At 41.6% G+C, this 18121-nt stretch carries 21 protein-coding genes and 3 tRNA genes; 11 read left to right on the top strand and 13 right to left on the bottom strand.

Going from position 1 to position 18121, the window contains the following annotated elements; genetic code table 11:
• Window positions 1-48: 48 nt before the first annotated feature.
• The 3 genes from ABIS22_02020 (at window position 49) to ABIS22_02010 (ending at window position 2593) form a co-directional block, all read left to right on the top strand.
• Complete coding sequence (locus ABIS22_02020) at window positions 49-1746, top strand: MFS transporter (GenBank protein ID MEO7740671.1); 1698 nt, start codon at window positions 49-51, stop codon at window positions 1744-1746.
• 27 nt (window positions 1747-1773) lie between these two features.
• Window positions 1774-2217 carry an FBP domain-containing protein gene (locus ABIS22_02015; protein MEO7740670.1) on the top strand — a complete coding sequence of 148 codons (444 nt, stop codon included), beginning with the start codon at window positions 1774-1776 and terminating at the stop codon, window positions 2215-2217.
• Window positions 2218-2425: 208 nt separating this feature from the next.
• Entirely contained in the window at window positions 2426-2593 is a 168-nt protein-coding gene (locus tag ABIS22_02010) for a hypothetical protein (protein MEO7740669.1), read from the top strand.
• 125 nt (window positions 2594-2718) lie between these two features.
• On the opposite strand, the gene ABIS22_02005 is transcribed toward ABIS22_02010, so the two are convergent.
• The 3 genes from ABIS22_02005 to ABIS22_01995 all read right to left on the bottom strand — a co-directional run bounded on the left by ABIS22_02005 (window position 2719) and on the right by ABIS22_01995 (window position 4805).
• Window positions 2719-3054 (bottom strand): YrdB family protein, encoded by a 336-nt coding sequence (locus tag ABIS22_02005; GenBank protein ID MEO7740668.1) that lies wholly within the window; start codon window positions 3052-3054, stop codon window positions 2719-2721.
• Between the two features lie 413 nt (window positions 3055-3467).
• Window positions 3468-4157, bottom strand: a complete 690-nt coding sequence (locus ABIS22_02000; GenBank protein ID MEO7740667.1) for a phosphatase PAP2 family protein — start codon at window positions 4155-4157, stop codon at window positions 3468-3470.
• Window positions 4158-4178: 21 nt separating this feature from the next.
• Window positions 4179-4805 carry a DedA family protein gene (locus ABIS22_01995; GenBank protein MEO7740666.1) on the bottom strand — a complete coding sequence of 209 codons (627 nt, stop codon included), beginning with the start codon at window positions 4803-4805 and terminating at the stop codon, window positions 4179-4181.
• A gap of 174 nt (window positions 4806-4979) precedes the next feature.
• Here ABIS22_01995 and ABIS22_01990 point away from each other — a divergent pair, with 174 nt between their 5' ends.
• From ABIS22_01990 to rpmG, 6 genes are all read left to right on the top strand, one after another.
• Window positions 4980-6203 (top strand): glycosyltransferase family 4 protein, encoded by a 1224-nt coding sequence (locus ABIS22_01990; protein ID MEO7740665.1) that lies wholly within the window; start codon window positions 4980-4982, stop codon window positions 6201-6203.
• The gene (locus ABIS22_01985) at window positions 6200-7429 is read left to right on the top strand and encodes a glycoside hydrolase family 57 protein (GenBank protein ID MEO7740664.1); all 1230 of its coding nucleotides are present in this window, start codon (window positions 6200-6202) and stop codon (window positions 7427-7429) included. The genes ABIS22_01990 and ABIS22_01985 overlap by 4 nt, the downstream gene beginning before the upstream one ends.
• Window positions 7422-9368, top strand: coding sequence for a glycoside hydrolase family 15 protein (locus ABIS22_01980; protein MEO7740663.1), 1947 nt, complete (start codon window positions 7422-7424; stop codon window positions 9366-9368). The genes ABIS22_01985 and ABIS22_01980 overlap by 8 nt, the downstream gene beginning before the upstream one ends.
• Window positions 9369-9439: 71 nt before the next feature.
• Window positions 9440-10090 carry a hypothetical protein gene (locus tag ABIS22_01975; GenBank protein MEO7740662.1) on the top strand — a complete coding sequence of 217 codons (651 nt, stop codon included), beginning with the start codon at window positions 9440-9442 and terminating at the stop codon, window positions 10088-10090.
• Between the two features lie 49 nt (window positions 10091-10139).
• Window positions 10140-10215 (top strand) — tRNA-Thr (locus tag ABIS22_01970).
• Between the two features lie 98 nt (window positions 10216-10313).
• The gene (rpmG, locus tag ABIS22_01965; GenBank protein ID MEO7740661.1) at window positions 10314-10520 is read left to right on the top strand and encodes a 50S ribosomal protein L33; all 207 of its coding nucleotides are present in this window, start codon (window positions 10314-10316) and stop codon (window positions 10518-10520) included.
• Window positions 10521-10577: 57 nt separating this feature from the next.
• Here rpmG and ABIS22_01960 read toward each other — a convergent pair whose 3' ends face one another.
• The gene (locus ABIS22_01960; protein MEO7740660.1) at window positions 10578-10850 is read right to left on the bottom strand and encodes a hypothetical protein; all 273 of its coding nucleotides are present in this window, start codon (window positions 10848-10850) and stop codon (window positions 10578-10580) included.
• Between the two features lie 63 nt (window positions 10851-10913).
• Window positions 10914-11453: a GNAT family N-acetyltransferase gene (locus ABIS22_01955; GenBank protein ID MEO7740659.1), complete on the bottom strand. Its 540-nt coding sequence runs from the start codon at window positions 11451-11453 to the stop codon at window positions 10914-10916.
• A gap of 98 nt (window positions 11454-11551) precedes the next feature.
• On the opposite strand from ABIS22_01955, the gene ABIS22_01950 reads away from it, so the two are divergent.
• Window positions 11552-11628 (top strand) — tRNA-Thr (locus tag ABIS22_01950).
• 43 nt (window positions 11629-11671) lie between these two features.
• A tRNA-Tyr gene (locus ABIS22_01945) sits at window positions 11672-11756 on the top strand.
• 60 nt (window positions 11757-11816) lie between these two features.
• Here the strand turns inward: ABIS22_01945 and ABIS22_01940 are convergent.
• From ABIS22_01940 to rplQ, 8 genes are all read right to left on the bottom strand, one after another.
• Entirely contained in the window at window positions 11817-12470 is a 654-nt protein-coding gene (locus tag ABIS22_01940; protein MEO7740658.1) for a tetratricopeptide repeat protein, read from the bottom strand.
• A gap of 9 nt (window positions 12471-12479) precedes the next feature.
• Complete coding sequence (locus tag ABIS22_01935) at window positions 12480-13313, bottom strand: AAA family ATPase (protein MEO7740657.1); 834 nt, start codon at window positions 13311-13313, stop codon at window positions 12480-12482.
• The gene (locus tag ABIS22_01930) at window positions 13306-14478 is read right to left on the bottom strand and encodes an RluA family pseudouridine synthase (protein MEO7740656.1); all 1173 of its coding nucleotides are present in this window, start codon (window positions 14476-14478) and stop codon (window positions 13306-13308) included. Before ABIS22_01930 ends, ABIS22_01935 begins: the two co-directional genes overlap by 8 nt.
• Window positions 14471-14866 (bottom strand): hypothetical protein, encoded by a 396-nt coding sequence (locus ABIS22_01925; protein MEO7740655.1) that lies wholly within the window; start codon window positions 14864-14866, stop codon window positions 14471-14473. Before ABIS22_01925 ends, ABIS22_01930 begins: the two co-directional genes overlap by 8 nt.
• A 35-nt stretch (window positions 14867-14901) precedes the next feature.
• Window positions 14902-15933: a tryptophan--tRNA ligase gene (gene trpS / locus ABIS22_01920; GenBank protein MEO7740654.1), complete on the bottom strand. Its 1032-nt coding sequence runs from the start codon at window positions 15931-15933 to the stop codon at window positions 14902-14904.
• A 936-nt stretch (window positions 15934-16869) separates the two neighbouring features.
• Window positions 16870-17268, bottom strand: coding sequence for a 30S ribosomal protein S9 (rpsI, locus tag ABIS22_01915; GenBank protein ID MEO7740653.1), 399 nt, complete (start codon window positions 17266-17268; stop codon window positions 16870-16872).
• Window position 17269: 1 nt separating this feature from the next.
• Complete coding sequence (gene rplM, locus ABIS22_01910; GenBank protein ID MEO7740652.1) at window positions 17270-17716, bottom strand: 50S ribosomal protein L13; 447 nt, start codon at window positions 17714-17716, stop codon at window positions 17270-17272.
• The gene (gene rplQ / locus ABIS22_01905) at window positions 17716-18120 is read right to left on the bottom strand and encodes a 50S ribosomal protein L17 (GenBank protein MEO7740651.1); all 405 of its coding nucleotides are present in this window, start codon (window positions 18118-18120) and stop codon (window positions 17716-17718) included. The genes rplM and rplQ overlap by 1 nt, the downstream gene beginning before the upstream one ends.
• Window position 18121: the final 1 nt, after the last annotated feature.

Below are 18121 nucleotides of genomic sequence, written 5' to 3'. Positions count from 1 at the left end.
ACTGTATTATAAAGATAAGTTAAATATGATTTAAAAGTTGGAAATTCCATGACTACAAACCTATCAGCTCAACATCATGCGAGTAAATTTACGTCGCGTCAACGTACCATTGCACTTGTAATTGTCGCATTTGCATTTGTGATGGACTTACTCGACTCGACTATTGTTAATGTTGCAATACCTTCAATTCAAACTAATCTAGGAGCAACTTTCTCTCAGATTCAATGGATTACGGCAGGATACGCACTGGCATTTGCTACGTTACTTATCACTGGAGGTAGGCTCGGTGATGTTATTGGCTACAAGAAGCTATTTATTACTGGTATTTCTATGTTTACACTTACATCACTTCTCTGTGGTGTTGCGCCAAATATTGAGGTTTTAGTGGCAGGCCGCCTTCTCCAAGGTGCTGCTGCAGCACTCATGGTTCCTCAGGTTATGAGCTTAATGCAGGTGATGTATAAGCCTAAAGAACGTGGTGCAGTCATGGGACTATTTGGTGCTTTAGGTGGGCTATCTGCATCACTTGGTCCAGTTATCGGTGGCTTTTTGATTCACTGGAACATTGCCGGACTCGATTGGCGACCAATTTTTCTTATCAATATACCAGTAGGGATTTTCGCGCTTATTGCAGGAATTAAGTATTTGCCTGGTGGCAAGTCGCCTCATCCGTTAAAACTAGATGTACTCGGCACGTTTCTTATTATGTCAGCACTCGGACTACTCATATTCCCACTTATTCAAGGTCGTGAGTATGGATGGCCAGCTTGGACGTTTGTGATGCTCTTTGCTGCGATCCCGATGTTTGTTATATTTTGGCTTTGGCAAAAAAGAAAATTTATTATTGATCAATCGCCTCTCATCATCCCATCGCTTTTTAAGACGTATTCATTTTCTATTGGTATACTTGCAAACCTCGTATTCCAACTTGTCATGATCGGTTTTTTCTTCACGTTTACATTGACTCTACAAATTGGATTAGGGTTTGAAGTAATTCAAGCAGCCCTAACAGGACTACCAATAGCAATTGGCATTGGAATTAGTATTGGGGTCATTGCTCCAAAACTGACTGCACTAATTGGTCGATATACAATGACTGTCGGTAGCGTTGTTATGGCCGTAGGCTTATTAATGACAAAATCAGTAATAGTATCTGAAGGTATTAACACAAATCCATGGCATTTAACACCTTGGCTTCTTGTTATTGGTGTCGGAATGGGTATGGTCATGGGGCTCATATTCTCAATCGCACTTAAGGATGTTGACACAAAACACGCTGGATCTGCTAGTGGTACACTTAATGCCGTGCAGCAAGTCGGTGGAGCGATAGGAATAGCAATTATTGGTGTAATATTCTTCGGTGCTTTGAACCATAATGCTGCAACAAGCTTTGTATCGGCCGAACCTGGTATCCGTAGCTATCTCACAACACAAAAGCTACCAGTACAGGAACAAGATACTATTCTTACTGCTGTAGGAAATTGTTATATTGATCGCACAAAAGAAACCGACAATACAGTTGTACCAGAAAGTTGTAAGAGCCTTGAGAGTGCTCCAGTAAATAATACACAGCCTCAGCTCGCCAATTTATCTGTTGTCGTACAGGCCCAGACTAAAAAAGCAATTGCACAGAATTTTGCAGATGCATTCAATATGACCATGTACTACGCAATAGGGGTTGTCGGAGTAACATTTATCATTAGTTTTCTACTGCCCCGTAAAATTGAATACTCAATGGAAAGCTAGAATAAGAGTAGCTACGCTAGGATAAACATGCGAACATTGAATCAAGAAGAATTTAATAACGTTTTGAAAAATATTGATATCAAAACTCGATTGAAGAGTGAGCTTAAATTTGTCAGTAGTACGTCACAACTTAACTCTGATTGGTCTAACTATGAGTTAGTTGCTATTACTGACCGAACTGGGAATAAAGGTTTGCTTCTATTAGAGCCTGATCATGAACTCTACGTCACTACGTATGAACTATCACCAAGAATAGTAGATGCAAGTACTGGACGTGACCGCGCAATTATATGTGATTTTTGCTACACATGGCAGCCAGGATCAAATGCTGCTGGTATTACGTTTACAGGTGGTCGTATAAAGCAAAGTGTGAGCTTCCTGTGCTGCGGAGATCTTTCGTGTAGTTTGCACTGTAGAACCGTCACAAAAGCCTCTCTTACATCAAGAGCACAACTGAGAGAATCTAACTGACGAAGATCGTGTCGCAAGACTCAAGGCTAATTTAAAAAAGAAAATTGATCAATTAGAGCTTAAAGCTGTCATAATTTCCTAAAGCATTTCCTGTAGATATTTTAAATGAGCCTGCACGGACATACTAATGCTTGTAGATTAAAGTATTTCACTTATACTAAAATATATCCTAGCAAGAAGAGAAGTACTCTGTCTGAGAGGAAGAACAGTGGGTCATCAAAATGCTCGAAACTGTGGCGCGACCGCTAAAGGAAAAGGCGCGCTAAAGAAGAGGCGCAGGCATCGTGCTTGGCGCCGAGAGGAAACAAAAGAAATTCGTGAAGCGATCAATGTACGCATGCGTGCAGAAGGCCATCCTGGATGGCGTAGGTCGTGACGTATTCCCCTGTCGGTTCGACACGGGGCAAAGATTAGTTCCGATCAAATCGTGAACGCTTTGCTCCGTGTTGGACCTATTTAATTTTTAAGTTCTAAATTAGTAAAGTATGACAAGTGTAATACTTATTTTTCAGGTCTGTACTTACCAAGTACGACTTCATCAAGAATACTTACACTTATGAATGCAATTCCCATGGCATCACTAAATAAACTACATATAGTCAAAGCTGAAATAGTATAGATCAAAAATTTTATCGTAAAGTAGTACCTTGTACTAAACTTACTTTGAGCACGAGGCGCCATGTATTTGCTCCAAAAAATAACAAGTCCTGTAAAGAGAAAAATTGAGATTACCCACTGATATACCGGCAAAACCGAGAAGCAAAAAGGACTAGATGAAAAAGTTACAAATGCGATTAACTCGAGTATAAACGCTAATATCAGAAATACTACTATCACGTCATTATTGTATCAATCATAATGTTGTATTTTTTTCGAATATTGTTGACAGTAATTGTTCCAATTATTATAGTAGTTAGTGGAAGATCAAGTGATACAGCACAAGATCATTATATGTAACCGATCAAGTTAAAAAGTTCAGTTAAGCTCAGTTATTTAGTTAGTAGGTTACATCTGTTGGTGCAAATCTTCCAGTAAGGGATACGAAAGTATCCCTTACTTTATTTTATGTACATATTGAACGAATTGATTAGATATTTATTAAAGTATAGTAATTTCTTTACATCTACCTTTATATGATGTTTCATTATGAAATACTCGCGTTTAGACAGGAGTATTTCATTTTTATGATTTTTGATTTATCCGGAAGCTGAACTTGCGATAGCTGCTTCTCAATTGAGTTTACAAATGTATTACTCGGATTTAAAGATTCGATGTTGATTAAATTTACGAGATAAGCCGTATCCAACAGTAAAAACAACAATTACCCAGAGCAAGCTAACACTCCAGCCTGCTATAACATCTGTAGGGTAATGGACACCAAGATATAGTCTGGAGAGACCAATCGAAAATATTATAAGCATTCCAATAATTGCAGCTGTCCATCTCCAGCGTGTATTCCAGAGTATCAGAATAATACTCAGAATAAGTGCGCTGCTTAGCATTGCATGGCCACTTGGAAATGAATAGCCAGTCTCAGTTACAAGAGAATGCCAAAATGTAGGGCGATCTCTTTGGAAAAGCTTTTTTAGAATAAAGTCAGCAACTCCTGCCCCGCCAAAGCTAAATAATATGATGAGTGCATTTAGCCGATATTTTTTATAGAAAAGATATGCAACGATAATAAGCGTAATTGGAGTTATGATTGCGACATTACCAACAGTAGTGATAGCTAAAAAGATGTTATCAAGTAGTGGTGTTGCATGCGAATGTATCCAAGTCAATATAGATGTATCGAGAGAAATCGGTTCTTTTTCGAGCACTTCACCAGCTATTTTTGAAAATAGTATTGCCGGTAGCCAGAAGGCGACAAATGCGAGGCTAAGTGCGAGTGTTCTCTTTTTAGCGGTTGCCGCTGATATAGTGTCTGTAGTTTTTTGCATGATACTCATTATACGTGATAGCTAGATAGGATCGCTACTTTTCTTATGCTTAAGAAATTTCGTAATAAGAAATACTGCAATCGCAATGAAAACTACAATCGTAAAATAGAGCTGATAGCGGAGGAATACGTCGATATGACCTCCCCCATAGTACCCGATTGATCCCCAGACCCCCACCCAAAGAGCTGCTCCAATAACATTGAATGTTATAAATTTTGGCCATCTCATGTCACTTAGACCAGCCATTATCCCATTCACTTGACGAAGCCCTTCAACAAAACGAGCAACGACGACTACCTTTGTCCCGTATTTTTTAAAAAATATGCCAAGTTTATCAAGCCGTGCTGGAGTTATAAATACATATTTGCCAAATCGTTCAACAAGAGATCTTCCGCCATACCTCCCGATCGCATAACCTACATTATCTCCAAGTACCGCACCCAGAAAACCAATTATCATAACGAGTATGATATTAAGATGACCAAGACCAGCAAAAAAAGCCGCAGTAATGAGAACTGTCTCACCGGGTGCTGGGATACCAAAATCTTCAACAAATATTAATGTACCGACTGCTATATATCCGTAAGAATCAATAATAGGGGCAAGTGACTGAATGATAGCTGGTATTTGCTGTGCAGATTGACTCATACTTGTATTGTGTCAGGCTTTTACCTATCGCGTCAAGCAAACTATTATTGTGTGGTATGTACAGATTAAAAATTGGTGCTTTTAGCTGTTGTCAAAACATAAGCGCCAATCTATAATGAAGACAAATAACAAACCGCAAAGGAGCGCGCGAGTTTCGATTCGCAAACAAGCAGCATGAACATACTAATGCTCGGGTGGGAGCTGCCTCCGCATAATAGCGGCGGACTTGGTGTAGCCTGTTATCACATGTCAAAAGCATTAGCGCTTCAAGGTGCTACGATTGATTTTGTTGTACCTTATGTCGCATATCATCCCGAATCTGAATTCATGACGATTCATGCGGCCACCCCGCTTACGCCCCTGCAGCGATATGGGCTCGGTGCTTATGATAGTGATGGAGAATTTGAACGTACTCTCGAAGGTGCAGACATGAATGATCTTACAGATATTCGTGGTGTTCAAAAGAGGTATGTGAAATTTATAGAGCAAATGGTCGTCGATAAAAAACCCGACGCTATTCACGCGCATGACTGGCTAACGATGGAAGCTGGGATGCGTGCGAAAGAGTTAACGGATGCACCTCTTATTGTTCATGTCCATGCTACAGAGTTTGATCGATCTGGTGAAAAATTTGGTAATCCAGTAGTTCACGAAATTGAGTATCAAGGTCTTATGATGGCTGATCGTATCATTGCTGTAAGTAATATCACAAAAAATATTATTATTCAAAAATATGGTATACCTGCCGACAAGATTGAAGTCGTTCACAATGCCATAGATGTCGCATCACTTGGTAACTATGACTATGATCGTCAAACGTATAGTTATCTTGAGTCACTCAAAGATGAAGGATACACAATCATAGCAACTGTTACCAGGTTTACAATTCAAAAAGGCTTAACTCACTTTATCCGTGCAGCAGCTCGTGCGTCTGAGAAACATGATAAACTTATATTTCTTTTAGCTGGTGACGGTGAGCAGCGTGATGAACTACTACAGCTTAGTGCTGATCTCGGTATTTCGGATAAAGTTTTCTTTACAGGGTTTGTTCGTGGAAAGCAGTGGAGAGATGCATATAACGTTGCAGACATATTCGTCATGAGCTCAGTTAGTGAGCCATTTGGTCTTACTGCACTTGAAGCTGCGCACCACAACTCTGCAGTTATCGTTACTCGTCAATCAGGAGTTGGTGAAGTGTTAAGTAATATATTCCGCTATGATTTTTGGGATATTGATGTCCTAGCTGATCAGATAGTTGGTATTGCGACCTCCCCTTCGCTCGCGATGGAATTAAAACAAAACGTGAAACATGAATATGCACAGATTTCGTGGAATGACGTAGCAAGCAAATGTCTTGCGCTTTATGGCACCGCTGTTCGTCAGGGTGCGTTAGTATGAGTAAGCGAGGAATTGTTCTCTATCTTCATGTCCATCAACCGTGGCGAATTCGTCAGTACAGCATTTTTGATACAGCAAAAAAGCATGATTACTTTGATGAGCAGGATACTGAAACTGATCGCAACAATGAGCGCATACTACGAAAAGTCGCTGATAAATCCTACCGTCCGATGAACGCACTGCTCGAAAAGTTACTACATGAGCACCCGGAGTTCAAGGTATCACTTAGCATCACAGGCACATTCATTGAACAGGCTGAGCGTTGGGCGCCAGATGTGATTGAAAGTTTCCAGCGCCTTGTCGCAACTGGCCAAGTTGAGATTGTGGCTGAAACGTACTATCACTCACTTGCATTTTTCTACAGTCGAGATGAGTTTGTACGGCAAGTTGAAATTCACCGCCAAAAAATTCGTCAATTGTTTGGTGTTGAGACGAAGGTATTTCGAAATACGGAACTATCCTACAATGACGAACTCGCTCAGTGGGCAGATAGCTATGGATTTAAGGGTATACTAGCTGAAGGCTGGGACCCTGTACTTGAATGGCGTAGTCCTAATCATGTATACCGACCACACGGTACAGAAAATATTAGTCTGTTACTCAAAAATTACCACCTCAGTGATGATCTTGCTTTCCGTTTCAGTAATCAAGCGTGGGGGCAGTTCCCTCTTACGGTTGATAAATATAACGATTGGACTTCGGCATCAATTGCAGATAGTCAACTCGTCAATTTATTTATGGATTATGAAACTTTTGGCGAGCACCAATGGGAAGAAACTGGTATATTTAATTTCTTTGATAGCTTTGTTGGTAGATGGCTCGAAAATCCCGACAATACATTCTACACAGTTTCAGAAGCAATTGATGCACATGAGCCAGTCGGAACTATTAGTATGCCCAATACAGTGACCTGGGCAGACGCTGAAAGAGATTTAACTGCATGGCTTGGAAATACTATGCAGCAAGAAGCAATGCGTCATCTATACGCACTTGAAGAAGATATTCTTCGCAGTAACGATATCGCACTTATTGCTGATTGGCGGCGACTTCAAACTTCCGACCATACATATTACATGTGCACGAAATGGTTCACAGACGGTGATGTCCATGCCTACTTCAGCCCCTATGAATCACCATATGATGCATTTTTATACTTTATGAATGCACTTCGTGACGTTAGATATCGCCTTATGGAATTTCATAGGCATAGAGGTCTCAATGGCTAGACCAATCGTCCTTTCTAATGGTGAGCTTCATGTTGGCATTAATAAGTTTGGCCTCGTGCACGACTTTTATTTTCCTTACGTCGGATTTGAGAATCATGCGGCCGGCCAATATCTTCGGCATAGGGTTGGTGTATGGATCGATGGCACGATTAGCTGGCTTGATGATGGCAATTGGACATTCACATTTAGCTATCCTCTCCACGCGCTAATCGGACATACTATTGCAAAAAACGAAGGTCTTAATGTTCTTCTAGAATTTGATGATGCTGTTGATGCGCATATAAGCGCATTTATGCGTAACGTCCATGTAGTCAATCTTGCCGAGAACACAAGAGAAATTCGTCTATTTATGCACCAAGCTTTTGTCATCGGTGATTCACGTAGCAACACCGACACGGTTCAGTATCTACCTGATAGCAATGCCATACTTCACTACCGCGGAAGGCGTGCATTTATTGTTTCCGGTCGAAAAGCCGATGATAATACACCATTTGATCAGTATACAGTCGGATTATTCGGTATTGAAGGTCATGAAGGAACATACCGCGATGCAGATGACGGAGAGTTGAGTTTTTGTAATGTCGAGCATGGTCGTGTTGATTCAACACTACGATTCGCACTGACTATTCCGGCCCATAGCTCTGCGCGGGTTCATTATTGGATTGCAGCTGGGACTTCCAGCCGTGATGCACTATATATAGACAAGCAACTTAAAGATGATGGTATGGAAACCCGTCTGCATACGACTGCGGACTGGTGGCAGTCATGGCTAGCTCCGGCCCTAAAAGTTGCTGAAAAAATAAGACCAGACCATCAAGACGAATTTATTAAAAGTGTCATGATCATAAAATCACAAATTGATAATCATGGAGCGGTTATCGCGAGTACAGACACGACGATGCTAAATTATTCGCGTGATGCATATGCATACTGCTGGCCTCGTGATGGAGCATATGTTCTATGGCCACTGATTCGTATGGGCTATATTGATGAACCGCGGCGCTTCTTTGCATTTTGTCGCCAAGGACTCCATCCTGGAGGGTACCTATCACATAAATATCGTGCTGATGGTGCGCTAGGATCTAGTTGGCATCCATACATGCACGATGGTGCAGTTGCCCCTCCTATTCAAGAAGATGAAACTGCACTTGTTCTGTTTGTATTTGCTCAGTTTTACCAAATGCACCCCGACCACCGTTTATTACATGATTTTTATGAAACAATGGTGCGGCCAATGGCGGACTTCCTTAGTGGATATATTGATGAAACAACTGGTTTGCCAAAAGCTAGCTATGACTTGTGGGAGGAAGTCTTCATGACAACCACATACACAACTAGTGTTGTGTATGCAGCCCTTCTTGCGGCTGCAGACTTGGCCGAGATTGCTAGTGATGGAAACAGTGCAGTGAAATGGAGATCTGCTGCTGATGACATATCTACGGCAGCCCACAAGCATCTATACAATAGTGATACAAAAGTATTTTATAAAGGTCTCAATGTAAAAGACGGCGAAATTATAAAGGATGGAGCGTGCGACTTATCAAGTGTGTTTGGTAGCTTCATGTTTGGTCTCTTTCCCGTTGGTAGTGATCAGTTACAGGCATCGGTTGAGACTATGCTTCAAAAATTTGGTGCAAATGATGGCGCAATTGGACTACCACGTTACGAAAATGATTACTACTCTCGTGTAAGCGACACAGTTACGGGTAACTATTGGCCTATTGCATCACTTTGGCTCGCTCAGTATTATATTGAGACTGATAATATGGCAAAAGCAATCACTATACTTGACTGGGTAAAATCTCATGCAACATCTACCGGCGTTTTGTCAGAGCAAATTAGTCCAATCGATGATTCAATGATATCGGTTGCTCCACTTACGTGGAGCCATGCCGAGTATCTCGCGACACTTCTCGATACAGTCGCAGAGGCTTCATAGTGATACATCGCAGCATTAAAGACGCCGCAAGTAGAAGTAGGCGTATTGTTAACTCTATGCTTCCCGCAGGAGTGATTCAATCAAAACTTCATAAGCGTATATATATGCAATTTGCAGACAAGATCGGACTCGTTTATTTTGGATATGTTGACCAGCGCGTGGACGAGCATCGGCTAGTACGCGGGCTAACTGTTTCTGCAACGCACAAAGACAACAACTACTGTATTGGTTCATATGGAGGATATGATATAGTTCTTCTTGAGCGTCAGGACACACTTCATTTTCCCGGTAAGCCAACACGACATCATACCTGGATCATTATGGAGTTTGATCTTCATACAGCTATTGATATACCACATATATTCTTTGGTCTTCATACCCATACGGATACCTTTTACGCTCAGCTGTTCACCAAGTTTTCTACACTTGTCCAAAGCCCATTAGGAACATTAGGCACATACGACCGTAGTTTTACAGATCGCTATTCTCTTTATACGACATCGGCACAAGCATTAGATGTTGAACGCCTTTTTGATCCCGAGACGGCTAAAGAAATGGCAGCTCATTTTGGTTCACTTACCGTTGAGATTGCTGACGGGTGTTTATATGTGTATGCTGAGCATCAGCGCCTCACGCCAAGCCTTCTTGACGTCATGTTACGAAATGGTAAGTGGCTTGCAGCGCATATCGATGAGCGTGCAAAAGTACTTCATATATCCTGACTGCAACCTTGCTCAGAGCAGAGCCAACTGCTATAATTTAGGCCGGTATGCCGCGATAGCTCAGTTGGTAGAGCGCTTCCATGGTAAGGAAGAGGTCTCGGGTTCGACTCCCGATCGTGGCTCCATGCATAAATATCGGCTGTTAGCGCCAGTACCCCTAGCGCGAGTGATAATTTTGTGCTAGAATTAGTAAGATTGTAATAGAAAAGTAAACGAGTAAACTATGGCAAAGAAGAACACAAAGCGTAAATTAGTTGGTCTAGTCAGTGATCTTAGCGGTCACCGTACGTACTATACCCCTAAAAACGTGCAAAACACTACTGAAAAACTAGTCCTCAAGAAATATGATCCAGTTGCTCGTAAACATGCGACGTACACTGAGACAAAAAAGAACCTTGGTCGTAACGAAATTAAACCACGTAAGGGATAATTCTGATCTACACAAAATAACCTCGCATCACAGCGAGGTTATTTTATTATCCATATACTATTTTTTCTTTGAAACTGGTTTTTTTGATTTAAGCCGTTCGACAACAACAGATTGCAAAAGTGCCCATGCGATACCGTTAAATAAGAACATAGTTGCACTAACAATAGCGGCAGTCAGTAAATACTGACCAATCCTATAGTTAACAAGACCGAATACTCCTGCGACAATAACTAGCACAATAGCAGCTACTGCGTATGTATGCTGTAATTTTACGCGGCTATCTGTTGTTTCGTTCCAACGAACGAGTGATGCGATGAATGATTCAAACATAAATTACCTCTTTATATAATTTATTATAGCACATATATTAACTATAATCAATAGCACGATGAATTATAACACTTTTAAAACATTTTGGAATGTGAGCCCATCAACATCGGTATATGGCAACCCGTCCATCTCAAATCCAAGTGAACTATTGAGCTTAATAACAATATCATTACTTGAAAGATGTCGTGAATATATAGTTGTAGCTTGTAGGTTATTTTTAGCAACGTCAATCATTGCATTCATCGATGCCTTACCAATACCCTGTCCTCTATACTGTATGTCTCCAATCATGATATGGACCGCTGGTGAACGCAAATATTCAGTCTCATATAGTTCGATCCATACGGCACCCACTGTTTTATTATCTATCCTCATCATCCAGGTTAACTGTTTACCTGACTTTTCAAGATCAATAAATTCTTCGAGTGTTGCAACTTCTTTTTCTAGAGTTGCTGTAGTAATATGCTTTTGAGCATTACCCATTTTTAGTAGCGTATCTCGTCCATGGTCTGAGTTGAACCAGCTATAGGCAAACGACGCGTCACGGTCAGGATTAGGCTTAACGAGCATAAGCCCCGCTAGGCTGGTTTGAATATCTTTCATCACATTATCGTAACATATTTATGTAAAACAGGTCGAAGCTCTCAAGAGCTGGTATCATGTTGTATTACAGCGTGAAATGGGGTAAAATTATTCAGTACGCCGCTTTAGCTCAGTTGGTTAGAGCAGCTGTTTTGTAAACAGCAGGTCTTCGGTTCGAGTCCGAAAAGCGGCTCCATGATAAGGTAACGATTTCTCGCTGCTTTATGTATGGATTGTATGCTGGAGTCGTGTAGTGGCAATCACAGGAGACTGTAAATCTCCCGCCGTAAGGCTCCGTAGGTTCGAGTCCTACCTCCAGCACCAAGTAATAAACCCCTGCCTCGCCGCAGGGGTTTATTACTTGGTACGAACGATGTATGTAGGTTACATTATGACGCGACGAGGTTGCTTGATTCGTTTTGGTTGACCTTGTGGAATGATCATTTTCGCTGATTTTTCTCGAAGGCTGAGAGCGAGTTCTTCTTGACCATTATGTTCATATGCATCTGCAAGAATATTAAGAGTCTGAGGGATTGGATCGAGCTCTACGGCACGTTCTAGTGATTCAATCATTCTCTTATTCTTTCCTAGTTTCTCCTGAACCTTAGCATAGGCAATGTGACGTGCCGCAAGATCATTTTCCATAGAAAGTGCCTGCTCAAATGCAAGTGCTGCTTTTTCATAATACTTTGTTTCGTAGTAGATAAGCCCAACGTTATGAAGACTACTCGCACTTGGCTCCAGACTCTGTGCAATTTCAAAACACTCAATAGCATCTTTAAATGCTTGTTGTTTTGCATATAAAATTCCAAGACGATTATACGCAGTCGCGTTACGCTCATCAACGCGAAGGATCGTTAATAAGGCTTTTTCAGCACGAAGATATTTTTTATCTCGTAATGATTCCTGTGCAACTTCCCATAACCGATCAAGCTTATCGGAAAGTTTTAAAGGCAAATCAGCGACAACTTCATCGACTGTTTGACGGTGCATAACAGCAAAAAAGCCGAATACCGCAATAACAAAGATTCCTAGCATATTGATTTATTATAGCACAATTCGTGTAAGCTGAAGCCGGATGTTTTGGTTCGACTGTACACGTTCGTAAGCACTTATAAAGAGGTCAAGTTGTTTTATCAGAGATGGCTCAGGTCTTATGCTCAGTATTCGACGAGCTATGGTCATAGCTGACTCAAGTAGTGCGAGAGTATCATTACGATTATCACGGTATCTATTAATAATTAGTATTTTGTTATATGTATCTGCCGACAAGAACTCACGTGCATCTTTCATGATAGACGCACGCTTATCAAAATATTCAGCATCCTTCACTAAGCGCACTATCTCCGCAGGTAACCCATCGGCAATGAACAGTAGCTTTTCGATTTTATCTTTATCTACTATCCCAAGCTTTTCAATAAGATCGATTGACTGCGCAGTGCTAACCGGCTGAAGACTTACATGCTGCGTTCTTGAGCGAACCGTTACCAAAAGGTCGTTTGGGCGATGAGTTGCAAGAATGAAGTACGTCGAACGACTAGGTTCTTCTAGTAGCTTTAAAAAAGCATTTTGGCTAGCTGGTGACATTCGCTCGGCGAGGTCAATAATAATGACCTGAGACTGTGAGCGTTTCGTTCTTGTTTGTTGGTATAGATCACGGATGCTTGCAACTCGTATACTCCCCTTTTCTATATCGATGCCGTTATCTTTATTTGTCGGCAAAACGACCGACACAACTGCATTCATCTCACGCCCAATGGCCTGCGCGGTAGCTAATAGTCCTACTCCATCTGGTCCTGTGAGTAATAGCGCCTGTGGAAGATCATGTTGAAGAGTTCTAATGGTTTCAAATGACTGATCATTAATTATGAGGTCATTCATTAACATTAATTCCCGGAAAAGATGCTAAAAAGCTATCCGGAAGAGGAGCACTGAATATTTGACGGTCACCACTAGGAATTGTGATTTCTAGATCTTTTGCGTGGAGGTATAGTCGATCAGACTGTTTCCCGTAAACACGATCACCTTTTATTGGCGTGCCAAGGTATGCCATATGAACACGTAGCTGGTGCGTACGACCGGTTCGAGGCTGTAGCTTAATAAGTGCGCTATCTTCATTCATGGCGAGTACTTTATACGTTGTTGTGGCATTTTTACCTTTTGGATCAACTCGGAATGTACTCGGTGCTGATGGGTTACGACCGATCGGAAGGTCTATCTTTGCTTCATCCTGTTTTGGAATACCATCAGTAATTGCGATATATGTTTTCTTAGTTCGACGGTCGGCGAATTGCTTCTGTAAAAGTGTTGCAGTTTGTTCATTTCGTGCACCGATCATAATGCCGCTAGTATCTCTGTCGAGGCGGTGAACGATACCAGGTCGATTTGTATCTTTATTGTAATCGCAGTATCGTGAGAAGAATGTTGCAACACTAAATTCATCGTTAAGTGCACCCTTCGAGTGAGTAAGAACGCCGATTGGTTTATTGATGACAATGACATTGTCATCAATAAAAACTATTGGTAGTACTTCATCGCTGAAGTCTTCCGCATCTGGAATACTAAGTGCAATATTTTCAGTCGGTAAAACATCTCGTTTTGAAGATAATTCAGTTTCACCGTTGACGCTCACATGGCCTGCTTTAATATGTTTTTGCCACGTACTACGTGAAATGTCTGGAAAGCGTTCAGCAAGTTCGAGGTCTAATCGCTGCTTGCCCGAGTTTGCCTCGAATAAGTATACTTCTTTACCTTTAAATGGAAGTGCATAAGTAGTAATATGATCATTTGGATTCTGAAGAACAGTTCCCGTGACACTATGCCCGACAGTCTGAATTTGATTTACAACATAGTCAGTATCATCTTCAGCAGTATCATCGAATAGAATATAGAACTGGCGCTTATTAAAACGAAAAGCTATGAGCGTGTTTGCAGCACTCGGGTTTGAGAATGTCACCATTTCAATATGGCGAGGGACATTCTCATCTCCGGCAAGATCATAGCGCCGTAAAATTGCTAGAATATCTGACGATGAGACTTTAACCATGATGAGCTCCTGACTCTGAATATATATCTGAATTTTCTGAAACCTTAAATAAAAACACTGAATCGTATCCTGATGTTACGGCGAAGTTCTGTAGGAAATCACTATACTCTGGATCGTCGTGCGTGCTAGCTATAACGGCGAGCTCTTCGTCAATCGGCTTATTCGGCACAACTTTGATAAACTCACCACCGATCATTCCTTTGGCATCTTCAATTTTCTCGCGAACACTGTCGAGACTTTCGACATAATCTTCAGCATAGAGAATGTAGATATCATCATCAGCAGTAAGCTGCCAAATATATGAGTCTGGCGTTAATTGTTCGTAGCTATCAACAGTCACGATCGTATCAAGTGTGAACGATGAAAAATCAGCTAAAATTTTAGCCATTTCGAGTGACGGTGACATATAATCTTCACGTAACATTATTTTCTCAGTCCAACAGCCTTCTGCGCGCGAAGAAGAGTTTCATCTGCGATGATTCTCATTCGTGCTTCTGATTGCTCTAGCTTTGATATTACAGCATCATCGTCGATAGATTTTAGTTGTGTTTGAAAGTCTCTTAGAAATCGTTCAGTCTCATCAGCCACGATTTGCTTGAAGTCTCCATAGCGTGTTTGACCTTCAAACTCACCGATCGTTTGCTGTAAGTCTCCACCGCGAAGAAGCGTCAAGATATCAATAAGATTGCTAATACCTGGCTGGTTAGCTTTATCGTAGTGAATCTCTGCAATATTGTCAGTTGTTGCAGACATAATCTTATTAGCTGCAATAGCCGGATCATCACCAAGAAATATAACTCCCTTGCCACTATCATCAGACTTACTCATCTTCTTAGTTGGATCGATAAGATCCTTAATGCGAAGTCCTTGGTCTTTACCGAAAAATTCGTGTTGAGCAACAACTGGTGCAGGAACAGTAAAGATATCACCGAACTTATTATTAACTCGTTCTGCAATGTCACGAGAAAATTCAATATGCTGTGACTGATCTTCGCCAACAGGAACATACAGTGCGTTGTAAAGAAGAATGTCTGCTGCCATAAGGACGGGATAGTTAAAAAGCCCTACTGTTGTCCTGTCATTTCCTAAAGAACTTGTCTTATCTTTAAACTGAGTCATGCGGCTCATTTCACCAAAACCAGTAAAGCAATCAAGAATCCACGTTAACTCACTGTGCGCTGATATGTAACTTTGTCGGTAAAGGTGAATATTGTCATTATCGAGTGGTAAACCAGCAGCTACGAATAGCCGTGCATTATGAATAATTTGGTCGTATAGCTCACTATGGTTGATTGGTGTTGTAAAACTATGGAGATCGGGAATAAACATATTTATCTGATAGCCATCAGAATGTTTTTTTGCCATATCAATGATTGGTAAAATTGCACCAAAATAATTACCGATCGTAAGGTCGTTGTTAGCACGGATGCCGGTCAAGATTACAGGTTTTGTCATACTCCCTCTATTATAGCCTAATAGTTGTTTCTTTGCTGGCTTTGCGGCATGGATAATAATGATTCTCGAGAGATTAGTTCTAGTGTTATTGGAAATGTTTTGTATCTATATAAATAAATAGATCACGAGCACGTGATCTAAGAATAATGTTTGATAGCAGCCTAGAAGTATAGAACGTATAGTGGTGAGCGCGGAGTGTATCCACGCTCACCACTATGTGGTCGCTCGTCCATTTGGGTATGAACGATGAGTACTATGTGCGGGGACGATCCGCTAGTGCTCGTCCACAGACAACGATAACCACCCAGTATGCGAGCATTTGACTGCTCGGACTTGGCATGATCAGTATCAGCCCTGCGCCTACATGTGCAGCAGGATGATTGCCATAGTAGTGTCTGAAGCCACTATGACGGAGTTGAATACGGATGAAGCTTCGGACCTCCGAGGGAATCTGCCCCTCGCGCGGGACGGCGGGTGTCTAATCCACCTACATCGCTCTTTCGCTAAATTTCCTGATTGCCAGCTTCGAGTTGGGGGCTCAGGAAAGCTTCAGCGAAATTCTATGCTGTGATTCAGCGCCAAGTGACAGTGGTTCCGATGGGCTCGAGCGAGACCATTGTCACGGCGATAAACTGTGCTTGCCACTGTAACGGACTTATCATCCGGATGATCAGTGGATGTGCGTCAATCGCACGCTCGCCCTCTCAGGTGTGCGCCATCGCGCCGTTGTGTGCAGTACTTATGTTTCCTGCCGAGCTAGCAGTACTTAATGTATAAATACTCGTAGCTCGGCAGGAATTACTTCTAGGCTGTAAATGAACGCAAGGAGTAATAAAACTGCAAACTTGCTTGTTATTTATATTATCACACACCACTACTGTTACAAACAAAAACTCCTCGTAAAACGAGGAGAGATTGCGTGAATGTGGCCAAAACTTAACGTTTTGAGTATTGTTCACGTTTACGAGCAGAACGAAGACCATATTTCTTACGTTCTTTTTCACGAGGATCGCGACTTAGTAGATCAGCTTTTTTAAGCGTTGTACGAAGATCTGCGAATTGAACCGTGATAGCTTTAGCGATAGCAAGTTTAATCGCATCAACCTGACCTGAAAGACCACCACCAGATACTTTGATAGTAACATCAAAATCTTTTTGTTTACCAACAAGGGCAAGTGGATCAGTGACTTCAGCAAGAAGTGTCTTGTTTTCGGACAAGTAGGCACTAGCTGTCTTGTCATTTATGGTGATGTTACCTTTACCAGCGTACAAACGTGCACGAGCTGTTGCGGATTTACGTCGACCAAGGCCATATAAATATTTACCTTCAGGCATATTATTTAATCTCTACTTTCTCTGGAGTTTGTGCGGTGTGAGTATGTTCACTACCTGGAAAAACACGAAGACGTTTTAGTCGTTCAGCAAGTAGTTTGTTACGGGGTAACATACCTTTGACAGATGCAACGATTAATCGTTCTGGATATTTTACACGAACTTCAGCAACTGATTCATCACTAATTCCACCAGGGAATCCACTGTGACGATAGTACTTCTTGTCCGTTTCCTTTGCACCAGTAACTACAGCCTGTGCTGCATTGATGACGACGACATAGTCACCTGCATCAATATGAGCAGTATAGGTAGGTTTGTATTTACCGATGAGGTATTTAGCAATTTGAGTTGCTACTCGACCAAGTGGTGCTTCGGCTGCATCGATAAGGATCCAGCGACGAGTTACCTCTGATGGTTTTTGTGAGTAGGTTTTTGATTTGATGTCAGTCATTATGCTTTCACCTCCTCTTTCTTTTCAGCGACTGGTGTAGATGTTAGCTCATCGACAAAGCCGATAGTTGCCAACTGTGCACCATCGCCAACTCGCAAACGAGTACGTTCTACACGGACATGTCCGCTAGTACGACCCTTGAGCTGAGGAGCGATCTCGTCCACTAGTTTGAATGCTGCTGCCTGAGTAGACAATGCTGCAATCACTTGGCGGCGGTTATGAAGATCACCTTTTTTAGCTTTGGTAATTATTTTCTCGATAAAACGCACAAGTTCCTTGGCTTTTGGCAAAGTTGTTTCAATTTTGCCATGCTCGACGAGGCTAGTCGCGAGACCTTTTAGGAGTGCGCGGCGCTGGTCGCGTTCGCGACTGAATTTACGCCCTTTATATCCGTGTCTATGCATG

The organism is Candidatus Saccharimonadales bacterium (assembly GCA_039928925.1).
Lineage (GTDB): Bacteria > Patescibacteriota > Saccharimonadia > Saccharimonadales > Saccharimonadaceae > UBA6022.
Note: the sequence above shows the minus strand (reverse complement) of the source record. Positions and strands in the feature narration are given on the sequence as shown.